This is a genomic window from Desulfovibrio sp., from assembly GCF_019424165.1.
Lineage (GTDB): Bacteria > Desulfobacterota > Desulfovibrionia > Desulfovibrionales > Desulfovibrionaceae > Desulfovibrio.
The window spans coordinates 188814-213161 of the sequence record NZ_JAHZAA010000001.1 but is presented as its reverse complement, the minus strand read 5'-3'; the positions used below and the strand labels follow the sequence as shown (position 1 = coordinate 213161).

General features: G+C 60.9%; 17 protein-coding genes and 1 tRNA gene. 9 read left to right on the top strand and 9 right to left on the bottom strand.

All coding sequences use genetic code 11. The features are described 5' to 3' along the window. Nucleotides 1-101: 101 nt before the first annotated feature. Nucleotides 102-2309 (bottom strand): ribonuclease catalytic domain-containing protein, encoded by a 2208-nt coding sequence (locus tag QZ377_RS00795; protein WP_291438647.1) that lies wholly within the window; start codon nucleotides 2307-2309, stop codon nucleotides 102-104. A gap of 233 nt (nucleotides 2310-2542) precedes the next feature. On the opposite strand from QZ377_RS00795, the gene QZ377_RS00790 reads away from it, so the two are divergent. The 4 genes from QZ377_RS00790 to QZ377_RS00775 all read left to right on the top strand — a co-directional run bounded on the left by QZ377_RS00790 (nucleotide 2543) and on the right by QZ377_RS00775 (nucleotide 8915). Further along, nucleotides 2543-4378, top strand: a complete 1836-nt coding sequence (locus QZ377_RS00790; RefSeq protein ID WP_291438645.1) for a cache domain-containing protein — start codon at nucleotides 2543-2545, stop codon at nucleotides 4376-4378. A gap of 87 nt (nucleotides 4379-4465) precedes the next feature. Next, nucleotides 4466-5608: an NADP-dependent isocitrate dehydrogenase gene (icd, locus tag QZ377_RS00785; protein WP_291438643.1), complete on the top strand. Its 1143-nt coding sequence runs from the start codon at nucleotides 4466-4468 to the stop codon at nucleotides 5606-5608. 247 nt (nucleotides 5609-5855) lie between these two features. Then, nucleotides 5856-6560: a LysE family translocator gene (locus QZ377_RS00780; protein ID WP_291438641.1), complete on the top strand. Its 705-nt coding sequence runs from the start codon at nucleotides 5856-5858 to the stop codon at nucleotides 6558-6560. A gap of 48 nt (nucleotides 6561-6608) precedes the next feature. Beyond that, a complete protein-coding gene (locus tag QZ377_RS00775) occupies nucleotides 6609-8915 on the top strand; it encodes a hydratase (RefSeq protein ID WP_291438639.1) in 2307 nt (768 codons plus the stop codon). 623 nt (nucleotides 8916-9538) lie between these two features. On the opposite strand, the gene QZ377_RS00770 is transcribed toward QZ377_RS00775, so the two are convergent. The 8 genes from QZ377_RS00770 to hisH form a co-directional block, all read right to left on the bottom strand. Further along, nucleotides 9539-10285, bottom strand: coding sequence for a hypothetical protein (locus QZ377_RS00770; RefSeq protein ID WP_291438638.1), 747 nt, complete (start codon nucleotides 10283-10285; stop codon nucleotides 9539-9541). Next, nucleotides 10282-12792: a L,D-transpeptidase family protein gene (locus QZ377_RS00765; RefSeq protein ID WP_291438637.1), complete on the bottom strand. Its 2511-nt coding sequence runs from the start codon at nucleotides 12790-12792 to the stop codon at nucleotides 10282-10284. Before QZ377_RS00765 ends, QZ377_RS00770 begins: the two co-directional genes overlap by 4 nt. Nucleotides 12793-12964: 172 nt before the next feature. After that, the gene (gene pyrE, locus QZ377_RS00760; protein ID WP_291438762.1) at nucleotides 12965-13522 is read right to left on the bottom strand and encodes an orotate phosphoribosyltransferase; all 558 of its coding nucleotides are present in this window, start codon (nucleotides 13520-13522) and stop codon (nucleotides 12965-12967) included. A 36-nt stretch (nucleotides 13523-13558) separates the two neighbouring features. After that, complete coding sequence (purB, locus tag QZ377_RS00755; RefSeq protein ID WP_291438635.1) at nucleotides 13559-14869, bottom strand: adenylosuccinate lyase; 1311 nt, start codon at nucleotides 14867-14869, stop codon at nucleotides 13559-13561. A gap of 7 nt (nucleotides 14870-14876) precedes the next feature. After that, entirely contained in the window at nucleotides 14877-15221 is a 345-nt protein-coding gene (locus QZ377_RS00750) for a zinc ribbon domain-containing protein (RefSeq protein ID WP_291438633.1), read from the bottom strand. Between the two features lie 881 nt (nucleotides 15222-16102). After that, nucleotides 16103-17059 (bottom strand): PP-loop family protein, encoded by a 957-nt coding sequence (locus QZ377_RS00745; protein WP_291438632.1) that lies wholly within the window; start codon nucleotides 17057-17059, stop codon nucleotides 16103-16105. 226 nt (nucleotides 17060-17285) lie between these two features. Then, nucleotides 17286-18065 carry an imidazole glycerol phosphate synthase subunit HisF gene (gene hisF, locus QZ377_RS00740; RefSeq protein WP_291438631.1) on the bottom strand — a complete coding sequence of 260 codons (780 nt, stop codon included), beginning with the start codon at nucleotides 18063-18065 and terminating at the stop codon, nucleotides 17286-17288. Continuing rightward, entirely contained in the window at nucleotides 18059-18709 is a 651-nt protein-coding gene (hisH, locus tag QZ377_RS00735) for an imidazole glycerol phosphate synthase subunit HisH (protein ID WP_291438630.1), read from the bottom strand. The genes hisF and hisH overlap by 7 nt, the downstream gene beginning before the upstream one ends. A 307-nt stretch (nucleotides 18710-19016) precedes the next feature. Here hisH and QZ377_RS00730 point away from each other — a divergent pair, with 307 nt between their 5' ends. The 5 genes from QZ377_RS00730 (at nucleotide 19017) to QZ377_RS00710 (ending at nucleotide 24240) form a co-directional block, all read left to right on the top strand. Continuing rightward, the gene (locus tag QZ377_RS00730; RefSeq protein ID WP_291438629.1) at nucleotides 19017-19973 is read left to right on the top strand and encodes a sulfite exporter TauE/SafE family protein; all 957 of its coding nucleotides are present in this window, start codon (nucleotides 19017-19019) and stop codon (nucleotides 19971-19973) included. A 44-nt stretch (nucleotides 19974-20017) separates the two neighbouring features. Then, complete coding sequence (gene murI / locus QZ377_RS00725; protein WP_291438628.1) at nucleotides 20018-20950, top strand: glutamate racemase; 933 nt, start codon at nucleotides 20018-20020, stop codon at nucleotides 20948-20950. Between the two features lie 350 nt (nucleotides 20951-21300). Next, nucleotides 21301-21576, top strand: coding sequence for an HU family DNA-binding protein (locus QZ377_RS00720; protein WP_012623739.1), 276 nt, complete (start codon nucleotides 21301-21303; stop codon nucleotides 21574-21576). A 192-nt stretch (nucleotides 21577-21768) separates the two neighbouring features. Further along, a tRNA-Ser gene (locus QZ377_RS00715) sits at nucleotides 21769-21858 on the top strand. Between the two features lie 582 nt (nucleotides 21859-22440). Next, nucleotides 22441-24240 carry a methyl-accepting chemotaxis protein gene (locus tag QZ377_RS00710; RefSeq protein WP_291438627.1) on the top strand — a complete coding sequence of 600 codons (1800 nt, stop codon included), beginning with the start codon at nucleotides 22441-22443 and terminating at the stop codon, nucleotides 24238-24240. Nucleotides 24241-24348: the final 108 nt, after the last annotated feature.

Here is a 24348-nt window from a genome sequence, read left to right as displayed (position 1 = left end):
CAACACGCTGTCGGACTGCATTTTTTTGAATGTATAGCCGCCGGGCGGTCACGCATGCGTCCTGAAAAGCTCAGGGCCGCACGCTTCGGGGACACGCCGCGCTAGTCCACCGTGGCTGCTTCCAGAATCATGATTTCATTGTACAGCGGGTGTACCTTGCCGATCCGCACATCCACCCGCAGGCCGGGATGCGCCCTGTCGTCAAAGAGCTTTCGCCTGCCGCGCACAAACATGCCCTGATCCTGCAAGCTCACACTCACAAAGGCATCGTTTTCTTCCGTGATCACGCCGGGCCACCATACCTTGTCGCCCTGCTGACGGAAGTACAGCAGCTTCCAGTAACGCGGGCGGAAGCGCTGCACCTGCCCTACGGCATCCAGCACGGGCGAGAGCGTCTGCAAAAGTTCGGTCAGGGTACTCTCGCTCCAGCGGGGCTGCCCGGCACACAAGAAATGCACCACCTGTGCCTCGTTGACAAGGTCGGGGTAGCGCCGCAGGGGCGAGGTCATGGGCGTATAGCGGTCAAGGCCCAAGGCCGCGTGCGGCCTGGCCTGCACCTCAAGGCTTGAAGGCGTCAGGGCGCGCATGATGCGCGTCATGTCCTGCGGGGTATGCCATATGCCGGCGTATTCACGGGGCAGCACCACATCCTGCACCCTGTGCAGCATGGCAATCTCCCGCTCCAGTGCCCAATGGGCCACGGCAGCGCTGGCAAGAATCATCATTTCAGCCACCAGCATCTGCGCATCCGGGGCGTGGTAGTCCGGCCCGACGTGCACGCGCACCTCGGCCCCTTCACCCTCCAGCCGGATGGCAGGGTCGGGCCTGTCCATAATGACGGCCCCGCCCTCAATGCGGGCCTGCTGCCGCTGCCGCGCCAAGGCAAGCCCCAGGCCGAGCAACCCGGCATGCGTGGCGGCAGGATTGTCGGGCAGAGCCGCGGGCTCTCCGGCGGCAAGCGCGTCCAGCACGGCCTGACTGTCGCTGTAGGTCAGGTTGGCGGCCAGATTCACACGGGCAAGATATACTTCGCACGGGCCGAAATGCCCGTTGTCGTCCACCGGAACCCGCACGCACAGGGCGGGACGCTGCTGGCCGGCCAGCAAGGAATACGCTGAGGTTCCCAGCTCTTCGGGCAGCATATGGCAGTCGCCTTCGGGCAGGTAAATGCTGGTTCCACGGTGCAGGACGGTCTTGTCCAGCGGGCCGCCAAAAGGCCAGTACAGGGCGGGGCAGGCCAGTGCCAGGGTAAGCGTGCGCCCCTCTGCCGTGGTTTCCACGTAAAAGGCATCGTCCACGTCGCGTGTGCTGGCGCTGTCGATGCTGATAAAGGGCAGCGGGCTTTCGGGCAAAAGGCCGGGGGCCGGGCAGCAGCCGTTTTCCGGCAACGGGCTTTCCGCCAACGGCGTTTCCGGCGCGGGCTGCACAGAGGGCATGGCCCCTGCGACAGCGGCGGCGGCAAGCGCCTCCACCTCTTCGCGGTGCGGCGTCCACCAGCTATCGCCGGGGGTATAGCCCGCGCGGTCCAGCCAGAAATTGTAATGGGCAGGCAGTTTGCCCCAGGCCATCAGCAACTGCACAGGCAAATGGGGTACATCAGGCAGGCCCTTGGCAAGCGTGCGCCACAGGGTTTCATGCTCCTGCCCTTCGGGGTCGGTCATGCGGACACGCAGCACCTCTTCAAGGCGCTCGGCAACCTCGGGGACGGGCCATTCGCCGTTGCCGGAACCTTCGACCGGAGGGGGCGGCAGGTCGCGTTTGCGGCAGGCCACATCCCACAAAAGACGCAGAAAAGCCGCGCCGCCCGCGATAAGGGCTTCGCGTTCCAGACGGGTTTTTTCTTCCGTCAGCCGCTTTTCGACCGTTTCTGCGGGAAAAACCTGAAAATCCGGCGGCTGGAAACGGAAGTGGCTTTTGCAGGCCAGCAGGGCGCGCCCGTAGGCAGCCACCTGATCGGAATCCGGATCAGTGGCAAAAAGCTCGGCAAACCATTGTGCAGGGGCAAGAGCCACCTCGCCCTGCGCCAGTTCCCACGCGTCCATCACAGGCACGTCAGCCGCAAGCTCCTCACGGCTTTTCCGGTGCTGCTCAAGCAGGCGTACCGCATCTTCCTTGCCCAGGTCCGCACTGTACATGGGACCAAGCCACGGCAGCAGGCGCGGCGCATTGAGCCGCGTTTCCCGCCGGTTGGGCAGCAAAAGACGCAAACGGCCCCCGGCCTCTTCAGTAATAAGGGCAATCTGAACGGCATTGCCCTCCAGATACTCCACCACGCAACCCGGCGCTGGGTAGCGCACACAATCCGACATGCCTGCTCCTTCAGAAGGCGCGCCGCACAGTCATGCTTCCACACGCCTCCGACAGGGACAATCCTTTATTTTTTCTCTTCTGGCAAGTGCCGATGGCCGGTAAACGTGCGTACGCGCCGCTTTTGCCGGGTACAGACAGCGCACCGTACTGGACGAGACCCCCGTAAGCCGCTATAACAGGCCTTCTCCGGAAAACTTTTTTCCGCGCGTTCAGCGCGAGTCGGCGGGAGCATATGAGCAATATCATCCACCAAAGCGGAGGCAGCCGTACCCTGGTCATGCAGGAGCCTGAAACCCCCCAGCTCTACCGTGAACTTTTCCCCTATACCAGTATCTGCCGCACTGCTTTTGACGAAGTGCTGCTGGCGCCGCGCCCTGCGGAACAGATGCGCATCACCGACACCACATTTCGTGACGGCCAACAGGCGCGCCCGCCGTATACGGTCAAACAGGTGGCGAAAATGTTTGATTTTCTCCACCGCCTCGGCGGCAAGACGGGGCTTATCACGGCTTCGGAATTTTTTCTGTATTCCGCCAAGGACCGCAAGTGCATTGACGTGTGCCGCGCGCGCGGCTACCGCTTCCCCCGCGTGACCGCCTGGATACGCGCCACCAAGGATGACCTCAAGCTGGCCCGCGATATGGAGTTTGACGAAACCGGCATGCTCACCAGCGTGTCGGACTACCACATTTTTCTCAAGCTGGGCAAAACCCGCCAGCAGGCCATGGACATGTACGTGGGCATGGCCGAACAGGCGCTGGAATGGGGCATCATACCCCGCTGCCACTTTGAAGACATCACCAGGGCTGACATTTACGGCTTCTGCCTGCCCCTGGCCCAGAAGCTCATGGAGCTTTCGCGCCAGAGCGGCATGCCCGTAAAAATACGTTTGTGCGATACTATGGGTTACGGCGTACCCTACCCCGGCGCAGCCCTGCCCCGCTCTGTGCAGCGCATTGTGCGCGCCTTTACCGACGAGGCGGGCGTTCCCGGGCAGTGGCTTGAATGGCACGGGCATAACGACTTTCACAAGGTGCTCGTCAACGGCGTCACGGCATGGCTCAACGGCTGCGGCGCGGTTAACAGCACGCTGTTCGGCTTTGGTGAACGCACGGGCAACACCCCGCTTGAGGCCCTGCTTGTGGAGTATATCTCCCTTACGGGCGATGACGCGGCCGCCGACACCACAGTGCTGCACGAAGTAGCCCAGTTTTTTGAAAAAGAGCTGGATTACCGCATTCCCCACAACTATCCCTTTGTGGGGCGCGACTTCAACGCCACCAGCGCGGGCGTGCATGCCGACGGCCTGGCAAAGAACGAAGAAATATACAATATTTTCGACACCAGACACCTGCTTGGCCGCTCCGTACCCATCATCATCACCGACAAGACGGGCCGCGCGGGTGTGGCTTACTGGATCAACACCAATCTCAATCTTGAAAAAGAGCGGCAAATATCCAAAAAACATCCTGCTGTGGGCAAAATCTACGATGCCATCATGGCTGTCTATGAAGAAACCGGGCGCACCACCAATTTCTCGCATGTGGAAATGGAAGCACTGGTACAGCGCTTCATGCCCGAGCTTTTTGTTTCAGAATTCGACAACATGAAGCAGCTCGCGGGCGAACTGGCCGCCAACCTGCTTGTGCGTCTTGCCCGCGACAAGGACCTTCTGGACTTCGGCGAAAAGGCCCATGCCAAGATCGACGCCTTTGAACGCGAATACCCCTTTATCCAGTACTGTTACCTCACGGATGCCACAGGCAGCCTCAAATGCTCCGCCATCACCGACCCCGTGTATAAGGATACCTACGAAGCCCTGCCCATCGGCTACGACTTCTCCGGCCGTGAGTGGTTCAAAAAACCCATGCAAAGCGGCGATCTGCACATTATGGACGTGTACCAGTCGCACTTTACGAGCAAGCTCATCATCACGGTTTCCTGTGCCGTCACTGATGAAAAAGACAATATTGCCGGGGTGATCGGTGTGGATATTCAGCTTGAGGAACTGCTCAAGCGCGCCCGCTCCCTCCAGCATGAGGTCGGCAGCGTGGACGACGGGGACTAGACCGTTTTTCAGCATCAGACCGGGGCCGGGCTTGGGATGGCCCGGCCCTGCTTCATATTCACTGCTATTACAAAAGGACGGGGGAACATGCGCAAGACTGTGTACTGGATCGAAGGCGACGGCATTGGCCCGGAAATCTGGCAAGCTGCCCGCCCGGTCATTGAAGGGGCCATTGGCGCCGCCGGGGCCGACCTTACCCTTGACTGGGTAGAACTGCTGGCCGGCGACAAAGCCGTGAAAGAAAGCGGTCACCCCCTGCCCGAAGCTACGCTTGAAGCCCTGCGCCATGCCGAACTCGCCATGAAAGGCCCCCTGGGTACGCCTGTGGGTACGGGCATCCGCAGTCTTAACGTGGCCCTGCGCCAGACCCTGGACCTTTACGCCTGCATCCGCCCTGTGCGCCACTTTGAAGGGCTGGAAACCCCGGTCAAGCACCCCGAGCGCGTCAACATGGTCATTTTTCGTGAAAATACCGAAGACGTCTACGCGGGTGTGGAATTTGCCGCCAACACCCCTGAAGCGCGCAAGCTTGTGGCCTTTTTGCGCGATGAGCTGGGCGTGACCAAGGTCAGCGACGATGCCGCCGTGGGCATCAAGCCCATGACGGAGGCTGGCTCCAAGCGCCTTGTGCGCCGCGCACTGCGCTTTGCCCTGGACCAGAAGCAGGAAAGCCTCACCCTTGTGCACAAGGGCAATATCATGAAGTTCACCGAAGGGGCTTTTCGCCAATGGGGTTATGACGTGGCCGCCCAGGAATTCGGCGACTGCACCTGCACCGAAAAAGAACCCGTGGCAGGACGCCTTGTGGTCAAAGACCGCATAGCCGACGCCATGTTTCAGGAGGCGCTGCTGCGTCCCGAGCAGTATCAGGTGCTGGCAACGCCCAACCTCAACGGCGACTATATCTCCGACGCGCTGGCGGCCCAGGTGGGCGGTCTCGGCCTTGCGCCGGGCGTGAACATGTCCGACACGCTGGCCTTCTACGAAGCCACCCACGGCACAGCTCCCACCATTGCGGGCAAGGACAAGGCCAATCCCGGCAGCGTCATCCTGTGCGGGGCGCTCATGCTTGAGCACCTGGGGCAGCACGACGCCGCCGGGCGCATCCGCAAGGCCGTGGGCAAAGCCATTGCGGGCAAGGCCGTTACCGAGGACCTGGCCGCCCAGGTCACCGGCTCCCGCGTGGTGGGCTGCCGGGAGTTTGGCGATATCATCGGGGCCAACCTGTAACAGCCGTATTGCCAAAACAGGCCAGCGCAACTCTGGCGCGGCACTGCACGATTGCCACAAATGCCGTGCCTTACACGCGGCACACAAGGGCAAAACGCTATTTGCCGTGTATGTTACAAAAAATATCCCTTAAAATTTCAGGTACTTTTGAACAGCATGCCGTAACAACGGCAAAACATCTCCAGAAGGCATGGCGCATCTGATCGTACCGATGCGCCATGCCGCCCCGCAGGACAGGAAAACACACATGATTTCAATGGAAAACCTGCTTCTGTTCGTACCCATGGCGGCGCTGCTGGTCATGCTGCCGGGACCGGACTTTGCCCTTATCGCCAAGATATCGCTGCTTGACGGCCGCCCCCAGGGGCAGGCCGCGGCCTGCGGCGTGGCCCTGGGCATCGGTGTGCACACCACGGCCGCCATGCTCGGCATTTCCGCCATTATCGCGCAGTCCGTATTGTGGTTCAGCATCCTGAAATACGTGGGTGCGGCCTACCTCATCTGGCTCGGCATCCAGGCATTGCGCCACGGCCGCCAGACCGGCGCTGCGGTAGTGAAGGTTGCGCCGCTAACAGACGGCCTGCAAAAAAATGATCCGGCACACGACGTCATGAAAAAGACTGTAGCGGCTCCGCGCCTTACGGGCCGCCAGTGGTGGTCGTTTTTTCGTCAGGGCTTTCTGACCAATGCCCTGAACCCCAAGGCCGTCATCATTTTTCTGACGTTTCTGCCGCAGTTCATGAATCCGCACGCTCCACTCGCCCCGCAGTTTCTGGAGCTTGGCGGCATACTGTCGGCCCTGTGCCTGCTCTGGTATGTGCCTCTGGCCTATATGCTCGGCCGTGTGCGCCATGTTTTTGAAAGCAGTCGCTTTCAGCTCTGGCTGCAACGCTTTACAGGTTTTATCTTTATAGCCTTCGGCCTCAAACTGGCCGCGGCGCAGTCCCGCTAACCGGCGTCGCGCCAGCGACCTCAAAACCCAGCAAAAAGGTCTGCCACCATGATTGAACTCATAAGCAATGCCGTTGTCATTGATGGAAACACCATCCGCAGTGCCGAAGAGGCCCGCGCCAAAGGCGTGGATGTGGAGGCCGCGCGCAAAAACAGTCTGGCCGCGCGCATTCTTTCCGCGCACAACACAGCCCCGGAAGGGGAAAACGTGCTGCGCATCCGCTTTGACGCCCTGGCCTCGCACGACATCACGTATGTGGGCATTATCCAGACAGCGCGGGCCAGCGGCCTTACGGAATTTCCCGTTCCCTACGCCCTGACAAACTGCCACAACAGCCTTTGCGCCGTGGGCGGAACCATTAACGAAGACGACCACCTTTTCGGCCTTGCGGCCGCCCAAAAGTACGGCGGCATCTTCGTTCCCCCGCATCTGGCGGTCATACATCAATATGTACGTGAAATGATGACAAAATGCGGTGGCATGATTTTGGGTTCCGACAGCCATACCCGTTATGGCGCGCTGGGCGTTATGGCTGTGGGCGAAGGCGGGCCGGAACTGGTCAAACAGTTGCTCGGCAAAACCTACGACGTGGCCGATCCGCAGAAAATCGCCGTATGGCTCGAAGGCGCGCCGCGCCCCGGCGTAGGCCCGCAGGACGTAGCCCTGGCCCTGATTGCCGCTGTTTTCAAAAACGGTTTTGTGAAAAACAAGGTGCTGGAATTTATGGGTCCCGGCGTGGATGGCCTTTCGGTGGAATACCGTTGCGGCATCGATGTCATGACCACCGAAACCACCTGTCTTTCGTCCATCTGGACCACAGATGCCAAAGTGGCCCGCTATCTTGAGCAGCATGGCCGCCCCGGCGATTACGCCGAACTGCGCCTTGAAGGCCCGGCAGCGTATGACGGCCTTATACGCATTGATCTCGGCAAGATCGTGCCTATGATCGCCCTGCCCTTTCACCCCAGCAACGCCTACCCCGTGGCCGAGGTTGCAAAACACGCCCCCGAGCTTCTGGCCCATGTGGAAGACGAGGCCCGTCGCCAGTTTGGCGATGCCGCCAGGGGCCTCAACCTTTGCGGCAAAATCCGCGATGGCGGCCTGTGGGTAGACCAGGGCATCATTGCGGGCTGCGCGGGCGGCAGCTTTGAAAACATCACCCTGGCCGCCGCCATTCTGGACGGCAAAAGCACGGGCAATCTTGCCTTCAGCCTCTCCGTCTACCCTGCCAGCGAACCGCAGGGCCTGGCCCTGGTCAACAACGGCTCCACGGCCAGATTGATGGCCTCGGGCGCAGTGATGAAAAACGCCTTCTGCGGTCCGTGTTTCGGCGCGGGTGACACTCCGGCACACGGCGCCCTGTCCATCCGCCACACCACCCGAAACTTCCCCAACCGTGAGGGCTCAAAACCGGCCAACGGGCAGCTTTCTGCCGTGGCCCTTATGGATGCCCGCTCCATTGCCGCCACGGCGGCCAATGGCGGCCGCCTGACCCCCGCCACGGATCTGGACTGGAACGCCCCCGGCCTTGCGGACGTCAGCCTTGATTACCGTTTCGAGCCGCTGATCTACCATCGTCGCGTTTACAACGGCTTTGGTCAGGCCAAGCCCGAAACACCGCTGATTTTCGGCCCCAATATTGCGGACTGGCCCGCCATGAGCGCCCTGCCCGAACACCTGCTGCTTCAGGTCGCCTGTGTTATCACCGACCCCGTGACCACCACGGATGAGCTTATCCCTTCGGGCGAGACCTCATCCCTGCGCTCCAACCCGCTCAAACTGGCGGAATACACCCTGTCACGCAAGGACCCCGGCTATGTGGAGCGCGCCAAGGCCGTCAACCTCCTTGAAAAAACACGGCTGTCCAATGCGGCCGATGCGGACCTTGTGGCACAGGTGCGCGCGCTCTTTGCCCGCTGCGGCCTGAATATCCCGCAAAACGGAACCGATCTTGCGAATGTGGGCATCGGCTCCACCATCTTTGCCGTCAAGCCTGGTGATGGTTCGGCGCGCGAACAGGCGGCATCCTGCCAGAAAGTGCTGGGCGGATGGGCCAACCTGGCTGTGGAGTATGCCACCAAGCGCTACCGCTCCAACCTGATCAACTGGGGCATGCTGCCCTTCATTGTTGATGAGGATCTTGCCGGCGTACTTCAGGTTGGCGACTGGCTTGCCGTGCCTCACGTGCGCAAGGCCGTGCAGGAGGCCGACCCCACCCTGCTGGCCCATATTGTGCGCGAAAACGGTACGAGCGAGCAGATCGCCCTTACCCTCAAGGATCTGACCGATGACGAACGCCAGATCATCCTTGATGGCTGCCTGATCAACTTCTATAACGCCACACGCAACGCGTAACCGCTGGCGGATTAGAGCACTTTCACTTTGAAATGCTTGTGGAGGGACCCCTTTGCAAAAGGGGTCCCTCTTCACGTTCCCAGCCCACAAAATCTTTATTTCTGCTTAATCTGCTACAAGCATTCTCCTGATCTGCGGGAGGGGACGGGGCCGCTGGCGCGGCCCCTGCTTCGGGAGCTTCCCTCCCTGCGCGCCGCGCAATGCCATCGTTTACTTTCGCTTTGCCCGAAAACTGTGGGGGGGGTCTGACTGTCTGTGTGCCATGCTACAGCGACAAAGGCCCGAGCCCTGACAGAAAAACAACACAAGCACAGCCCGCTGTTGGCGGTGCTTATGGCGCGTTTTGCATCTTGGGGCTGTACGGTGAGCGTGGAGAAAAAGCAGGATACCCGGGAAAGATTTTTTCCGTTCTGCGGGCAAGCTCTTTGCTTGCCGTGCTCCAAAGATGTCTGGCCGCTCTGCGGAAAATATCGCTGTTTGCGATAGCTCAACGGCCTTGAATTTTCATGCGAGCCAAAGCAATGGATGGCATTGCATCAAATAAGCTGATGCTCGTCGGGTTGGGCGGCAACCGGTCAAAGCCAGTCGCGCAGGGCAGGCAGGCATTTTAATGATAAGCGGGCCTAGTGCTCCACAGGAAAAATATTGCGGTAGACCACGCTTTCATCCTGATTGTGCACCTCAAGAATAACCTGGGCGTTCATCAGATCAAGACGTCCCGGCAGGCGCACCACGATGACAGTGCGCTTGAAGCGGCTGATGCGAAAATCACCCACGTTTTCCGGGTCAAAATTCAGGGCGTGCTTTGCCCCGTCAGCCGTAACCAGCGTACCCGACACAGAACCGGAAGCCAGACGCTGGTTGTCGGTGTTGCGCAAATCAAGGGCAAGGCGCAGCTTGCCGCCGCGCAGGGCGCGTACCTGCACATTGCCCACCTTGACGTAATCAAGGTCAATGGCAGGAAATTCCTCATGCCCTGGCCCTTCTGCACCGCGCAACGCTTCGCTTTTGCCGTTTTCATCCCTCTCTGCCGGGGAAGTCTCGACAGCGGCCTCTCCCCCACCCAGGCGGCGCAGAACAAGGTCGCGCCCCTGCACATCTTCTTCGCGCAGCAGTTCTTCAAGATGTTCAAGGCGCTCTGCCGTGGCCTGCGCACCCTGATAGTCGCTTTCAAAGCGCAGCACATTGGCGCGCAGCGCGGCATTCTCCTGCCATAGCTGCCAGCACTGCCAGCCCAGAACAGCACTCAGCACTGGCAGGCAGGCAAAAAAGGCCAGCGCCGCGTAAAAGCGGCCCCGACGAACGCGAAAGCTGCTCCGGGGACCGTTATCCCTCATAAAGATGATGGAAAGGCTTTCCTTGTATTTCAAGGCCTGCCTCCTCCGGACGCGGGGGCAGCGGCGGGGGCCGCCGTCCAGTCTTCACGCGCGATAAGCCATTTCTTGCCGTCATACTGTAACAGCAGAGTTTTTGTTCCCCTGTCGCTGTGTCCGACGCTGTCGGCATAGGTCTGCCCCATGTCGGCGCGTATGCCGGTCTTGTCCGCCACCAGCCGCAGGCCGGAAAGCTGTACAAGGGTCGGCTGCACACGGGACCACAGCCCTTCTTTCTGGCGACGGATGTTTTTGGCCCCCCACCGGCCCTGCTGCACAGCACTGTCGGTATAACAGGCCATATATGCATCCAGGTTGCCAGCCTCCCAGGCCTTGCGCCAGCCTTCAATGGCATCACTCACCGCGCCGCTTACCTGATCGAGATAATCGGCGGCCAGCCCCAGCTCATCGGGCTGGAACTGCGAGGCCACAATACGCAGGTCGCCGTTGTCTCCCTTGCGCCACCAGAGCGTACGAACGCCTTCGCTCAGACCGTGAGGGCCGGCCACAAGCTCTTCGCAACGGCTGACCGCCAGTTTGCCCTGCACCTCGAAAGAAGGTTTGCGGCTGATGTAACGCAGCCAGGGCGCGCCCAGATGCTTTTCAAGCTCGCGCCAGGCGGCATTATAGGAAAGCCCGCGCGGTGCTCCAGGCTCGCGGTTAAAGCGTGCATGATCATAAAAGTCGGCAAGGGCCGGCGAACGGGCGGCAAGGGCCGCATTCCAGCCGCTCACAGCCTGTTGCAACTGGGCGCGCAGTTCCGGCGTAAGGTGCAAGTCCTGCGCGGCAAGGGCAGCCTGCTTTTTGGCTTCCAGTTCTTCGGCGGCGCGCTGGGCGGCAAGCTGCTCTGCAACCAGTTTTTCCGCGGCGAGCTTTTCCGCGGCCAATTGCGCCAGCCGCTGTTCTTCAGCTTCGGCGGCGGCCTTTTCAGCCGCAGCCTTTTCGGCAGCCAGGCGTTCGGCCTCGGCCTTTACCGCTGCGCGTTCCGCAGCCAGTTTTTCCGCAGCGAGCTTTTCTGCGGCGAGCTTTTCCGCTGCAAGTTGTGCCAGCCGTTGCGCTTCAGCTTCGGCAGCGGCTTTTTCAGCAGCGGCCTGTTCAGCGGCAAGGCGTTCGGCCTCGGCTTTTTCGGCAGCCGCGCGTGCTTCCGCAGCACGGATTTCGGCAAGGCGATTCGCTTCGGCGCGCTCTTCTTCCGCGCGCTGCTGGGCAGCAAGTTCTTCGGCGGCCCGCTGCTCGGCAGCAAACCGGGCAGAGTCTTCCATGGCGGGGCGCGCGCCCCAGTTCACTTCTGCCGGGGGCGGAGCCTGCATGCGGCGGGGAACAAGAGGTTCGCTGAGTGCAACGGATTTACCCGGCGCTGCGGCTTCAGCAGGCGCTTTGCCGGTTGTCTTGCCCCCAGCGGCGGCGTTGGCGGCCACAGATTCGGCGCCGTCAGCGGCGCTTTCAGGCATATCCAGGCGCGGCGGCAGGGGCGCTTCGGAATCAACGTCCGAAGCCGTCTGCAACGGCGCTTCGGCCACAAGCTGGCCTTTCTGGTAAGCGGCCCGCATGCCAAGATCACGGGGGGTCCATTCCATACCGACAATGCGGAACTTCTTGTCGTCGCCCCGCTGCCAGTACAGGCGGCGGACACCTTCAGTGGAAAGGTTGGATGCGGTATAAAACTGCTCGGACCAGGTAACCCAATAGCCCGGCCCTTCAAGTACGTGAATTTTACGGTTGTAAATTTTGATAAAGCTGAGGATCTTGAACAGACGTTCCTTGTTCAGCCTGAAGGCGGCGAAACTTTCGGGCATGGCCTTGCTGTATGCATCGCCATCATAGAACTCAAACATCTTGGATGAGCGCCCGGCCCAGGCGTTGCTCCACGCCTGCATGAGCCGCCGCAATTCGCGGGCCGTGCCGTTATCCGGCTGCGGCATAGCGGTTTCATCCAGACGTTCCGCCAGCACCACGGCGGTTCCGGGTACAAGGCTCGGGCCGACCTCGTCAATCTCTTTCAGCCCGATAGCCACGCAGCCCCGCGTTGAAAGCGGCTCAATGCCCAGGCCCTTGCTGTGAATCCATATGCCGTGGCCGGTTTTGCCACGCAGCTTGTCCACGGGATTGGGGTAGTTGAGCGTGTAAGCTATGCCACCGTATTCTTTGAAGTCCAGTCCGCTGGCTATCTTGTATTCCACAAAATAGATGCCCTCGGGAGTACGCAGGTCGTTGAGCACCTTCTTGTCGCCGGTCAACTGCCCGGTGGTGCAGGGATAGGTATAGCGGAGCTTGAGAGGGCTTTTTTTCTCGAAAAACATGAAGGTCTGGCGGTTTTTGTCCACAGCCACCAGATGGGAAGGCAGGCCCTCGTTGTACAGCGAAGCCTGCCAGTTGTCGGCGCGCGCGTAGCCGGACGCGGCAAGAACGCACAAAAGCGCCGCCGCAAGGCCCGGCAAGGCCCGCAGGGCGCAAAGAGAAAAAAGAAAAACAGCAATACGGCGGAGAGCCACACTGTTGCGCAAAACGCGGCCTCCCGAACGGGATGGGCGGGCTGTGGGGGCTGTGAAGGAAAAACGTGCCATCGCGTGCCGAAGAGGCGCGCGCCCCTCTGCGTACGGCAAAAGAGACGCCCGCGAAATACCGTCAGGCACGGCGGCCCCAGGGGCCGCTGCGTCAGGTTCCGCCGGAGTGAACTCAGCGCGCAAGGGCCACCAGTTCCGCGCGGGTGAAGAGGGCAAGCAGTTCATATCCCGCCTCACGGAGCTTTTCACGGCCACCTTCCTCCCTGTCCAGAATGGCGCACACAGCAACAATATTCAGCTCTGCGTCACTGATCCTGTGGCAGGCCTTGAGCAGCGAACCGCCCGTGGTGACCACATCTTCCAGCATGGCAACGCGATCACCTGCGTTAAAGTTGCCAAGTCCTTCCACAAACTGCCCGGTGCCGTGGCCTTTGGCCTCTTTGCGCACCAGCAGGCCGTGCAGGGGCCTGCCCTGCTCATACGAAATAACCGTAGTGGCGGAAACCAGCGGATCTGCACCCATGGTCATGCCGCCCACGCCCCGGATATCCAGATCGCGAAGCATGTGGTTGAACAGCGTGCCGATAAGCCAGGAGCCTTCGGCGTGCAGGGCCGTTACACGACAGTCAAAATAATAGTCGCTTCTGCGGCCTGAAGCCAGCATAAAATCCCCTTCACGGTAGGACTTTTCCACCAGCAGGCGCGCGAGACGGCGTTTAAGTTCCATCATATGCTCTTGGGTGCAAACGCTCATGAACAACCTCGGCTAGGCCCGGGCGGGGCTTTCAGCAAACACGCGGGCGAAAATCTCGTCCTCGTACTGCAGGTAATAGGAAGGATCAAAAAGCTCTTTCAGGGCGGCTTCGCCCAGACGGCCGCTCATATCCGCATCGGCGCGCACAAGATCGGGGAAAGGCACGCGGCTTTCCCAGCTCTGCATGGCAAGACGCTGCACGGCCTCATAGGCCTGCTGGCGCGGCAGCCCGCCGGACACAAGCGCCGTGAGCACACGCTGCGAAAAATACAGGCCAAAGGAGCGGTCCATATTCTCGCGCATGCGGTCGGGCTTGACCACAAGGCCGTCCAGCAGGCGGGTAAGGCGCGCAAGAATGTAGTCGGCCAATATGGTGGAATCGGGCATGATAACACGCTCCACCGATGAATGGCTGATGTCGCGCTCGTGCCAGAGAGCCTGGTTTTCCAGGGCGGCCAGGGCGTTGGTACGCAGCAGGCGCGAAAGCCCGGTCATATTTTCAGCCGAAATGGGATTCTTTTTGTGCGGCATGGCCGAAGAGCCTTTCTGCCCTTTGGCAAAGCCCTCTTCCACTTCCAGCACCTCGGTGCGTTGCAGGTGGCGCAGCTCCACGCAAAGGCGCTCTATGCCGCCGCCCAGAATGGCCAGGGAGGTAAAGAAGTGGGCGTAACGGTCGCGCTGGATGATCTGGGTGGAATGCGGGTCAACCCCAAGGCCCAGATGGCCCAGGGCGCGCGCTTCCAACTCGGGCGACAAAAAGGCGTATGTACCCACTGCGCCGGATATTTTGCCCACGCGCACGCTCTCAAGCCCCGCCTCAACCCGCGCCAGATGACGCGAAAACTCGGCGTAAAAACCGGCCATCTTGAGGCCGAAGCTGGTAGGCTCCGCGTGAATGCCGTGGGTGCGGCCCATGCACAGTACGCCTTTATGACGGCGGGCCAGCGATTCAATGCTGTCCAGAAGGCCCCGCAGGTCTTTCAGGATCAGTTCGCCCGCCTGCACCAGCAGCAGGGCGTTGGCCGTGTCCACAATATCTGACGAAGTGCAGCCCAAGTGGATGTAGCGCGCGTCCGGCCCCACCTTTTCTTCAAGCGAGGTCAGAAAGGCAATGACGTCATGACGGGTCACTTCCTCGATTTCGAGAATGCGGTCCACATCAATGGCGGCCTTGTCGCAGATAACGGCAACGGCCTCGGCCGGAATCCGGCCCATTTCGCTCCACGCCCGGCAAACGGCCAACTCAACGTCAAGCCATGCCTGATAGCGGTTTTTCAAAGTCCATATACGGTCCATTTCCGGGCGGGTGTAGCGTTCGATCATGACAGCCTCATGAGTCCGTTTTCGCGGGACCGGCAGCAGGGGCCGGGGTTGCGGGAGCGGCCGCCGGAGCGGCGGCAGGTGCGGGTGCGGTCGGCGCGGCCGGAGAGGCCTCCGCCGGAGTGGGAGAAGAAGATGCCGCGGCAGCGCCGCCCTCTTCCTTTATGCCCTTGCGATAGCCATAATCATCAACGTACCAGCCGCCCCCCTTGAGTACAAAAGATGTCTGCGACATTATGCGCGGAGAGGCCGCGCCGCACTTGGGGCAAGGCTCTTCGCCCTGATCGGAGGGACTTTTCACCCACTCCTCAAACCGGTGCTGACACTTGGAACACTGATATTCGTAAATAGGCATGATCACACTAGCGCAGATTGATTTGATGGTTACAGCGGCAGCGCCCCGCCGGTGCATGACGTATGAACGCCCCACGCGCACTACAGAAAGATCGTCCCCGCAATGCGCGGCACTTCAAAAACCGCCCTGCCGAAAGCACACCTTGCGGCAAAGCCCGCGCCATTCTGTGGGCGCTGCGCGTGTACGCGGCGCTGAAGCATTTATGTATCTGCAACAAAATGCCCGTATGGCGAAAGCACCTTACTGAAAATACCGGATTGCCGGTACGGCAGGCCAACCGCCCCCGCCGGACAATACGGAACGTCCCGGCGCAGCAGCCCGAAGACATGCGGGACAAGCATTCAGGCGATACGCATGCAAAAAGACCGCCGGGAACAGTCCCGGCCAGTCTCACTTGCCTACGGTGCAAGAGGGCTGCGCGGGCAGCCCCCGGCAGGCCCCAGGGACCTGAAAACCGGTGCTCTGTTGCTAAATAAGTAGCGCCCGCAAAAGACGCGGCTTTTTTCGGGATGCCAGAAAAGCCCCGGCACAGCGCCCGCAACGGCGCTTCCAGCCTTATCCCTGACCCCATTAAACGAAAACGCGTTTTGCGGCAGGCGGTTATCCAGAAACAGTTACGCCTTGGCAGCAGCCTTGGCTTCACGCACGCGCTGCTTCAGGCGCTCCGCGCGGCGATGACGGCGACGGGCCAGTTCTTTCTTACGTTCGATTTTTTTATGAGCCATAATTTCCTCCGGGGTAAGCCCCATTGATATAAGTGGGTATTCATAGGCCCTTTTAAGCACAAAGTCCAGCCCCGCGTGAGGGCGCGGCGCGGCGCGCAGGGCCGCAAAAGCATGCCCGGGCCTCCGGCTGCGCCACGCGGGCGGGCCAACTCCCGCTCAGGGCTGCACGGGCGGCCTGTCAAAAAAACCGCTGACACCCTGCCCGACCAGCAGCTCACAGTTCATAAAACCATGCGCTTCCAAAATGCGCCGCACGGGCGACTCAAGGGCTTCGGGCAGAAACTGCACCTGTAAAACCGGCTGCGGGACAAGGCGCAGGCGAAAATCACCCAGGGCGCAGCCCGCCACAAGCCCGGAGGCAGCACTGCCCACGTCCCCGTTGTCGCGCAAGGCTGCAAGGCAACGTTCTGCGGCGGCAATACGGTGCAGAACGTCCTTTTGCGGCGCAAGCCCATAGGCAAGGCGGGTCAACAGGCAGGGGCGGGCGCACTGATCCGGATCATCCAGCCCCGTAGCACGGGCCGCAGCCCGTATAGCTCCCTTACTCATGCCAGCCTCCGCCAGCGGCGACACAACTCCCGCCTCTTTCAGGGCGCGCAGGCCCGGGCGAAAAGCCGTAAGGTCATCGGCATTGCTGCCGTCACACAACAGACGCGCGCCGTGATGCCCCTTGCCCGCAGGCGCATTGTCGACCGCCTCTCCGGCGCGGGCCAAAGCTTCGGCAACAGTCGCCAGCAAACCCTGTTTGCAGGCATAGCACCGCAGGCGGCTGTTGGCGGCAACCTCCGGCAGGGGCAGCGGATCAAAATCCACCACCAGCAAAGACAAGCCGCGCGCCCGCGCCCAGGCCAGCGCCGAGTCGCTCTCTTCTGCCGGAACATGCGGGCCACGCGCATGCACGGCCAGCACGTCACAGCCGCCCAGCAAGGCGGCATGACAAAGAAACCGGCTGTCGATACCGCCGGAAAAGGCCACGGCCAGCGGGGGCAGACCTGACAAGAGCCGGACCAGCCCCTGCGGCAAGGCCGTCTGAACGGGGCCAGGGGCAGCAGCCTGTCCGGCAGACGGGGCAGGTTCTCCACCGCAGAGCCGGGCAGAGTCACGTTTTGTCACAATCTCTCCTGTCCGGGATGCCGGGCAGCAGGCGCACAGGCACCGCCTGCCTTTCGGCGCGCCATTGCGGCCTGCGGGCCGACATCCGGCAACGCGCCCCGCCGTACGGGCAAAAACTGCGTCGCTTCACGGCCGGGAGCAACCCAATTTTACGGAAACATTCCGCTCCACGATGCCCGTGGACAGCCACCCGGCGACACTCCGCCAACCTTCGGGCGGGCTGCCGTTACCAGGTCAGGCGCATGCGCGCACCGTGGGCGGCCATATATTCCTTGCACTGGCGTATGCTGTACTGCCCGTAGTGGACGATGGAGGCGATAAGCGCCGCCGAGGCCCCGCCGTCGGTCACGGCCTCCAGCATATGCCGGGGTTCGCCCGCCCCACCGGAAGCAATGACCGGCAAGGAAACAGCGTCGGCAATGGCACGGGTAAGCTTCAGCTCGTAGCCGTCCTTGGTGCCGTCTGCGTCAATGGAATTAACGCACAGCTCGCCCGCGCCCAGTTCCTGACAGCGGCGCGCCCAGGCGATGGCGTCCAGGCCCATGCGCTTGCGGCCGCCGTGGATGACAATTTCGTAGCCGGAGGGAATCTCGGGGCTTTCAGGCACGGCAAGCACATCCATGCCCACCACCACAGCCTGTGAACCGAAGGCATCCGCCCCGTCGCTGATGAGGTGGGGATTTTTCACCGCCGCAGAATTGATGGAAACTTTCTCCGCCCCGGCCAGCAGCACGGCCCGCATGTCCGCCACGCTGGATATGCCGCCGCCCACGGAAAAGGGAATGAATATCTGCTCGGCCACGCGCTCCACAACATCCAGAAAAATACCGCGCGCCTCTGCTGAGGCCGTAATATCGTAAAAAACGATCTCATCCGCGCCTTCTTCGTAGTAACGGCGGGCGCTTTCCACGGGATCGCCGATATCCTCGTTGCCGACAAACTTGACGCCCTTGGTCAGGCGGCCGTTGCGCACATCAAGACAGGGGATGACCCGTTTACTCAGCATGACGTGCCTCCTGCCGGGACTTGACGGCAATATCCATAAAAATTGCTCAGCAGGCGCAAGCCGGGCCTGCCGCTTTTTTCGGGATGAAACTGCGCGGCCCAGAGGCCGTCGCGCCCGTAAAGAGAACAGAACGTGCGCCCGTAGGTGGTGGTAGCCAGCACCAGCGATGGATCAGGCTCCACATAGTAGCTGTGTACAAAATAATATTCGGCCGCGGGGTCAGTGCCGTCCAGCAGAACACAGGGGGCCACAGCCTCAAGGCTGTTCCAGCCCATATGCGGCACTGGAGCCGCAGAGCCGTCCTCCTGCCGCATATGGTCTTCAAACCGGCGGCAGACGCCGGGGACAATGCCGAGGGTTTGTGCGGCATTTTCCTCACTGCTTTCCAGCAGTATCTGGCAGCCCAGGCATATGCCGAGCAAAGGCTGGCCGCGCCGCACCACATGGTGCAGGGCCGTGTCCAGCCCGGCTTCGGCCAGAGCAGACATGGCCTGCCCCGCCGCGCCCACACCGGGAAAGATCACTCCCGCGGCACTCTCAAGCATTGCCGGGTCGGCTGTTATGGCGCATGGTACGCCGAGGTGCTCCAGAGCGCGGCGCACGCTTGTCTGATTGCCCGCCTTGTAGTCCAGAATGGCCAGCATGGTGCTTCCTTCATTGTTGTGCGACGGATCCCGCAGGCCGCCGTCAGGTGCGCTGAGAAGCTGCAAGCATACATTTTTGCAGGGCAGCAGGCAACGCGACAGAACAGGTGCAGCCGGGCTGGATGCACCCGGCGCGTCGGGCTGAACCGGGGCGTTGACCCGGATTCCGGCACAAAAAACGCGGATACGACATAGTGACAAAATCAATATTCACGATTATTATAAAAACCGTGAACAATGCAGGTCGTATCCGATTGTTTTTTATTGTCGTCTTGTAACTGCGTTTTGACAAATTGCGGAGGCCGTCATGTATTTTCCCACTGCCGGCATCGAATGCAACCCCTTTATTCCTTTCGGCGCGGCCCTTTGCATTTCGTTTTTTACCTCTATGGGCGGCATCTCCGGGGCGTTTTTGCTGCTGCCTTTTCATATGAGCGTACTGGGCTATGTGAACCCCAGCGTCAGCGCTACCAACCAGTTTTTCAACATTCTGGCCTGCCCGCCCGGCGTCTGGCGGTACTGGCGTGAAGGTCGGCTCATATGGCCGCTGGCGCTTACGGTGGCCGCCGGCACATTGCCCGGAGTGTTTCTGGGGGCGCTCATCCGCGTCAACTGGCTGCCGGACCCGGACAAATTTAAAATTTTCGCGGGCCTTGTGCTCCTGTATGTGGGCGCACGCATGGCCCGCTCCGTCTGGAAAGGCCGTCGGGCAGAAAGTCAGGACATGCAACCGCACGGCGCGCCCGCCGTATCCGCCGTGTCACCCGCATCCGGCAATGCCGACAGGTGCGCGGGGCCTGACGCTCCGGCAAGCTGCTGTCGCGTGCTGCAATGGAATACCCGCAGCCTGTCATTTGCCTTTCAAGAGAAAAAACACGTGGTCTCCACCCCAAAGCTGGCCCTGCTGAGCCTTGTTGTGGGGCTTATAGGCGGCGTTTACGGCATTGGCGGCGGGGCTATCATGGCGCCTTTTCTGGTTTCTTTTTTCGCGCTTCCGGTTTATGCCGTGGCCGGGGCCACCCTTTTTGCCACCTTTCTTACTTCGGTGGCGGGCGTGAGCTTTTATTCGCTGCTGGCCCCCATGTACCCCGGCATGGCTATTGCTCCTGACTGGAGAATGGGCATACTGGTGGGCCTGGGCGGCATGTGCGGCATGTACCTCGGCGCGCGCTGCCAGAAGCATGTACCGGCCACGGCGCTCAAGTGCCTGCTGACCGCCATTTTGCTCTTTACAGCCCTGCGTTATCTGGGCCAAGCTTTTTAGCGCCGCGCGCCCTGCTCATGCGCGGCCATTGCAAAGGACGCAGCATGAATCAAAGCTCGCGGCTGCCTGTCGGCCTTTTCGACTCCGGCATGGGCGGTCTCACCGTACTCAAGGCCCTGAATCATCGCCTGCCCGGCGAAGACCTGCTCTATCTTGGCGACACCGCCCGCCTGCCCTACGGGACCAAAGGACCTGATACCATCAGGCGCTATACGCTCAAGGCTGCGCAAAAACTGGTGGATATGGGCGTAAAAATGCTGGTGATAGCCTGCAATACGGCCACAGCCGCCGCCCTGCCGACACTGCGCCAGCACTTTGCCCCCCTGCCCGTTCTGGGTGTGGTCGAACCGGGGGCGCAGGCAGCGGCCCAGGCCAGCCACAACGGCCATATAGTAGTGCTGGGTACAGAGGCCACCATCAACGGCGGCGCATATCAGCAGGCCATAGCGCGCATCCGGCCCGAAGCCGTGGTGCTGGGACGCGCCTGCAATCTTTTTGTTCCCCTGGCCGAAGAAGGCTGGATGGACGGCCCGCTGGTGGAAGGCGTGGCCCGGCGCTATCTGCAAGGCCTTTTTTGCGCCCCTGCCATAAATGATACAACCGGCAGCAATGCCGCTGAAAGCGACGCCCCCCCCAATGCCGCCGGTGCGGCGGGCGCGCCGGTACAGCCGGATACCCTGCTGCTGGGCTGCACCCATTACCCCTTGCTGCAAGGAGCCTTGCGCCAGGTGGTGGGGCCGCATGTGCGCATTGTGGACTCTGCCGCCATTACGGCTCAGGTGGTGGCCGGCGAACTGGGCCGCCTGGAAATGCTCCACCCCGATACGCAGGCAGGGGCTGACGCCGCAGGCATGCCGTGCCGCACAGGGCAGAGCCGCTTTCTGACCACAGACCATGTGGCCCGGTTTATCCGCACAGGCAGCCTTTTTCTGGGCCGTGAAATGGCCCAGAGCGAGGTTGTGCTGGTCGACTTGTAGGGCCTGGTTTATTTTCAATTATTTCATTATACTACCTATGACTTTTTGTGACGCCCCGGGCATGCTTGTGAATTTTTTTCAGCCCCGCAAAGACGAAAAGCCAGAGCAGACGCGGCATTCAGTGCTTTTTCGTTGACAGGAAAACGCCGCTAACGTAATGAGACAACAGTCTGACGGCGCTAAAAGCGTCACTGCCTGTAAATTCCCATAGCGCGCGCATGTCCGGGTCGGCATAGCGCGGCTATCCCATGTGAGAATGGCCCGTCGGGCCACCTCCCCGGCCATGCCGATGTGCCGCCCGATATGGATACTCAGGGAACAAACCGAAATCCTTTTATGGAGTAAGAATCATGACTAAAGCTGAGCTTGTCGAAAAAATCCATGCCAAAGCTGGTCTTCCCACCAAGGCCAAGGCCGAAGAAGCCCTTGACGCCGTTGTCGCCGCCCTGCGCGAAGCCCTTGCTGCCGGCGAATCCGTAACCTTCACCGGTTTCGGCAGCTTCAAGGTTGTGGAACGCGCCGCCCGCAAGGGTCGCAACCCCCGCACCGGCATGGAAATCACCATTCCGGCCAGCAAAGTTGCCAAGTTCACGCCCGGCAAGGGCCTGAAAGACGCCATTAAATAAATACGGCGTAGCGAGTTTTTGACGGCGCGTTTCCTCACGGGATAATGCGCCGTCTTTTTTTCCGCAAAAAGCATGCGCTGCCGCGCGTGCGGGGCCAGCCCCAAAAACAGCGTGCACCTTTACCACCGTGCATATTGAATTTCGGCCCGGAATACATTACTAGCAGTGCTGGCACTGATGTGCCCACCCTGTGGAGGGGTGGCAGAGCGGTTGATCGCGGCGGTCTTGAAAACCGTTGAAGGTGTGAGCCTTCCGGGGGTTCAAATCCCTCCCCCTCCGCCATAATGTTAAAAAATAATCCCCGGCGCGTCAGTGCCGGGGATTATTTTTTATCGCGCATTTCCCGCCGCAACGGCAATACCGCCCGGATGAGCTCATCGCCCGCACCGCAATGCCCTCCTGGGCTGTTGCGAAGACACGCAACAACAGGTATAGTAAATCATTATCTTTACATAACAGCAGTCTGAGGGGCGCACCTGCCCTCGGGGTGCTGCCATGCGCCGCCATGCTGAACGCCCACCAGTGTTCAGGCATGGCGAAGTGCTGCGTCCGTGCAGGCATGGCTTGCCCATTCTTTTTTTCAAAATCATGCACCAGCAGGCTCTTCCCATTTGCGAAAGCGTTCCGCCTTTGCGCCCGCAGGCATCCCTGTCCGGAAAAAGCCGGTTTGCCTGGCTCACCGCAACGGCGGAGATTTTTGCGCTCTTTCGTATGACAGCACCGGAACACCGGCCAAGAACCGTGCTCCGCGGGCCTGATTGACAGGCACACCACTACGGCCACGGCCAATGCCCAAAACAACACAACCAGCCCAGTATCGCCGCCCGGCGGGAGCAACCGCACCGCCCAAGGCCGGAGAATCTCATGCTCAGAAATATCAGTATCGCCCAAAGGATCACCTGCTTTGTCTCCCTGATGATCGCCATGGTCATCGCCATGGCGGTTCTGTCCTTTTTTATGACCAGCAGCGTCATTGACGAAGGCACTTCGGTTGCCAGAAACCAGTTGCTGGATTCACAGCGCGCCCGCATCAAGGACGTGACCCAGGCTTCGGCCCTCGGGCTGGCAGCCATGACCAAGGGGTTGCCGCAGCAGGAGCAGTTACGCATCATTGCGGATTACATAGAAAAATCACGCTTTGAAGACGACGCTTCAGGCTATTTTTATGTGTACGAAGGCACTATCAGCGTGGCCCACCCCACACAAAAACAGCTTATCGGCAAAGACCTGTCCGGCACAGCCGACAAGCAGGGCGTGCATTATGTGGTGGAGCTGAACAAAGCCGCGGCAAAAGGCGGCGGATTTGTGGATTTTGTCTTTCCCAAGCCCGGCAGCGGCGACGTTTTCAAACTTGGCTATGCGGAAAAGATAGAAGGCACGCCCTACTGGATCGGCACGGGCGTGTACATTGACAATGTAGACAGGGCAGAAAGCAGGCTGCACAGCACCATGAACAGCCTGCTTACCCGTACCCTCGGCACGTATGGCGGCGGCTTTCTTGCGGCGCTGCTGCTCATTGTCGTGCCGCTTTCCTATCACCTGGCCACATCCATCACCCGTCCCCTGGCCGGAATCACCGGGCAGGCCCGTGCCGTGGCCGCAGGCAACCTTGATGTAAACATCACGCCTGACGGTAAAGACGAAGTGGCCCTGCTGGAACACGCCTTACGCGACATGGTGGACAAGCTGAAAAACCTCATCAATGAAACGGCTGAAAAAAGCCGCCAGGCCGCCGAAGACGCCAATGAGGCCAAAATCGCCCAGGGCCGGGCCGAACTGGCTGGGCAGGATGCCCAGGCCAAAGCTGCCGCCATGCTTGTGGCCGCCGACAGGCTGGAGCAGGTGGCCCATGCGGTCAGTACCGCCTCCACCCAGCTTTCCACCCAGATTGAGCAGTCCGACAGGGGCGCGATGGATTCGGCCCAACGCCTCACCGAGGCCGCGGCAGCCATCAACCAGATGAACGCCACGGTGCAGAGTGTGGCCCAAAACGCAAACCAGGCCTCCACCAGCTCGCGCGACACGCGTGAAAAGGCCGTGGCCGGTGCGCATATAGTGGAACAGGCCGTGCGCAGCATCAGCCAGGTGCACGAAGTTTCGCAGCGCCTGACAGAAAATATGGGGCAGCTCAATGATCAGGCCCAGGCCATCAGCAAGATCATGAACGTCATCTCCGACATTGCGGACCAGACCAACCTGCTGGCCCTTAATGCCGCCATTGAAGCTGCCCGTGCCGGTGAGGCAGGCCGAGGCTTTGCCGTGGTAGCTGACGAAGTGCGCAAGCTGGCGGAAAAGACCATGGCCTCCACCCACGATGTGGGCGCGGCCATCACTTCCATCCAGGCGAGCACGGCAAAAAGCGTGACCGCTATGGAAACGGCCTCGGAACAGATAAGCCAGGCCACGGAATTCGCCAATCAGTCCGGCCAGGCCCTGGAAGAAATCGTCGATACGGTGGAAGCCACGGCCGACCAGGTCAACGCCATTGCGGCGGCCAGTGAGCAGCAGTCCGTTGCCAGTGAAGAAATCAACCGCTCCATCAGCACTGTGAACGACGTGGTGCAGCAGACTGCTGAAGCCATGCACGAAGCGGCCCTTGCCGTCAGCGATCTGGCCCGGCAGGCACAGAACCTGAGCGAGCTCATCGGCGACATGAAAAAATAACCGCGCCCGGCGCAAAAAGCCCCCGCCAACTGTTTTTTGAGTTGGCGGGGGCTTTTCATTTTTACGTCAGCGTATTTTACCTGTACCCGGTTCGCGCAGACCCTGCGA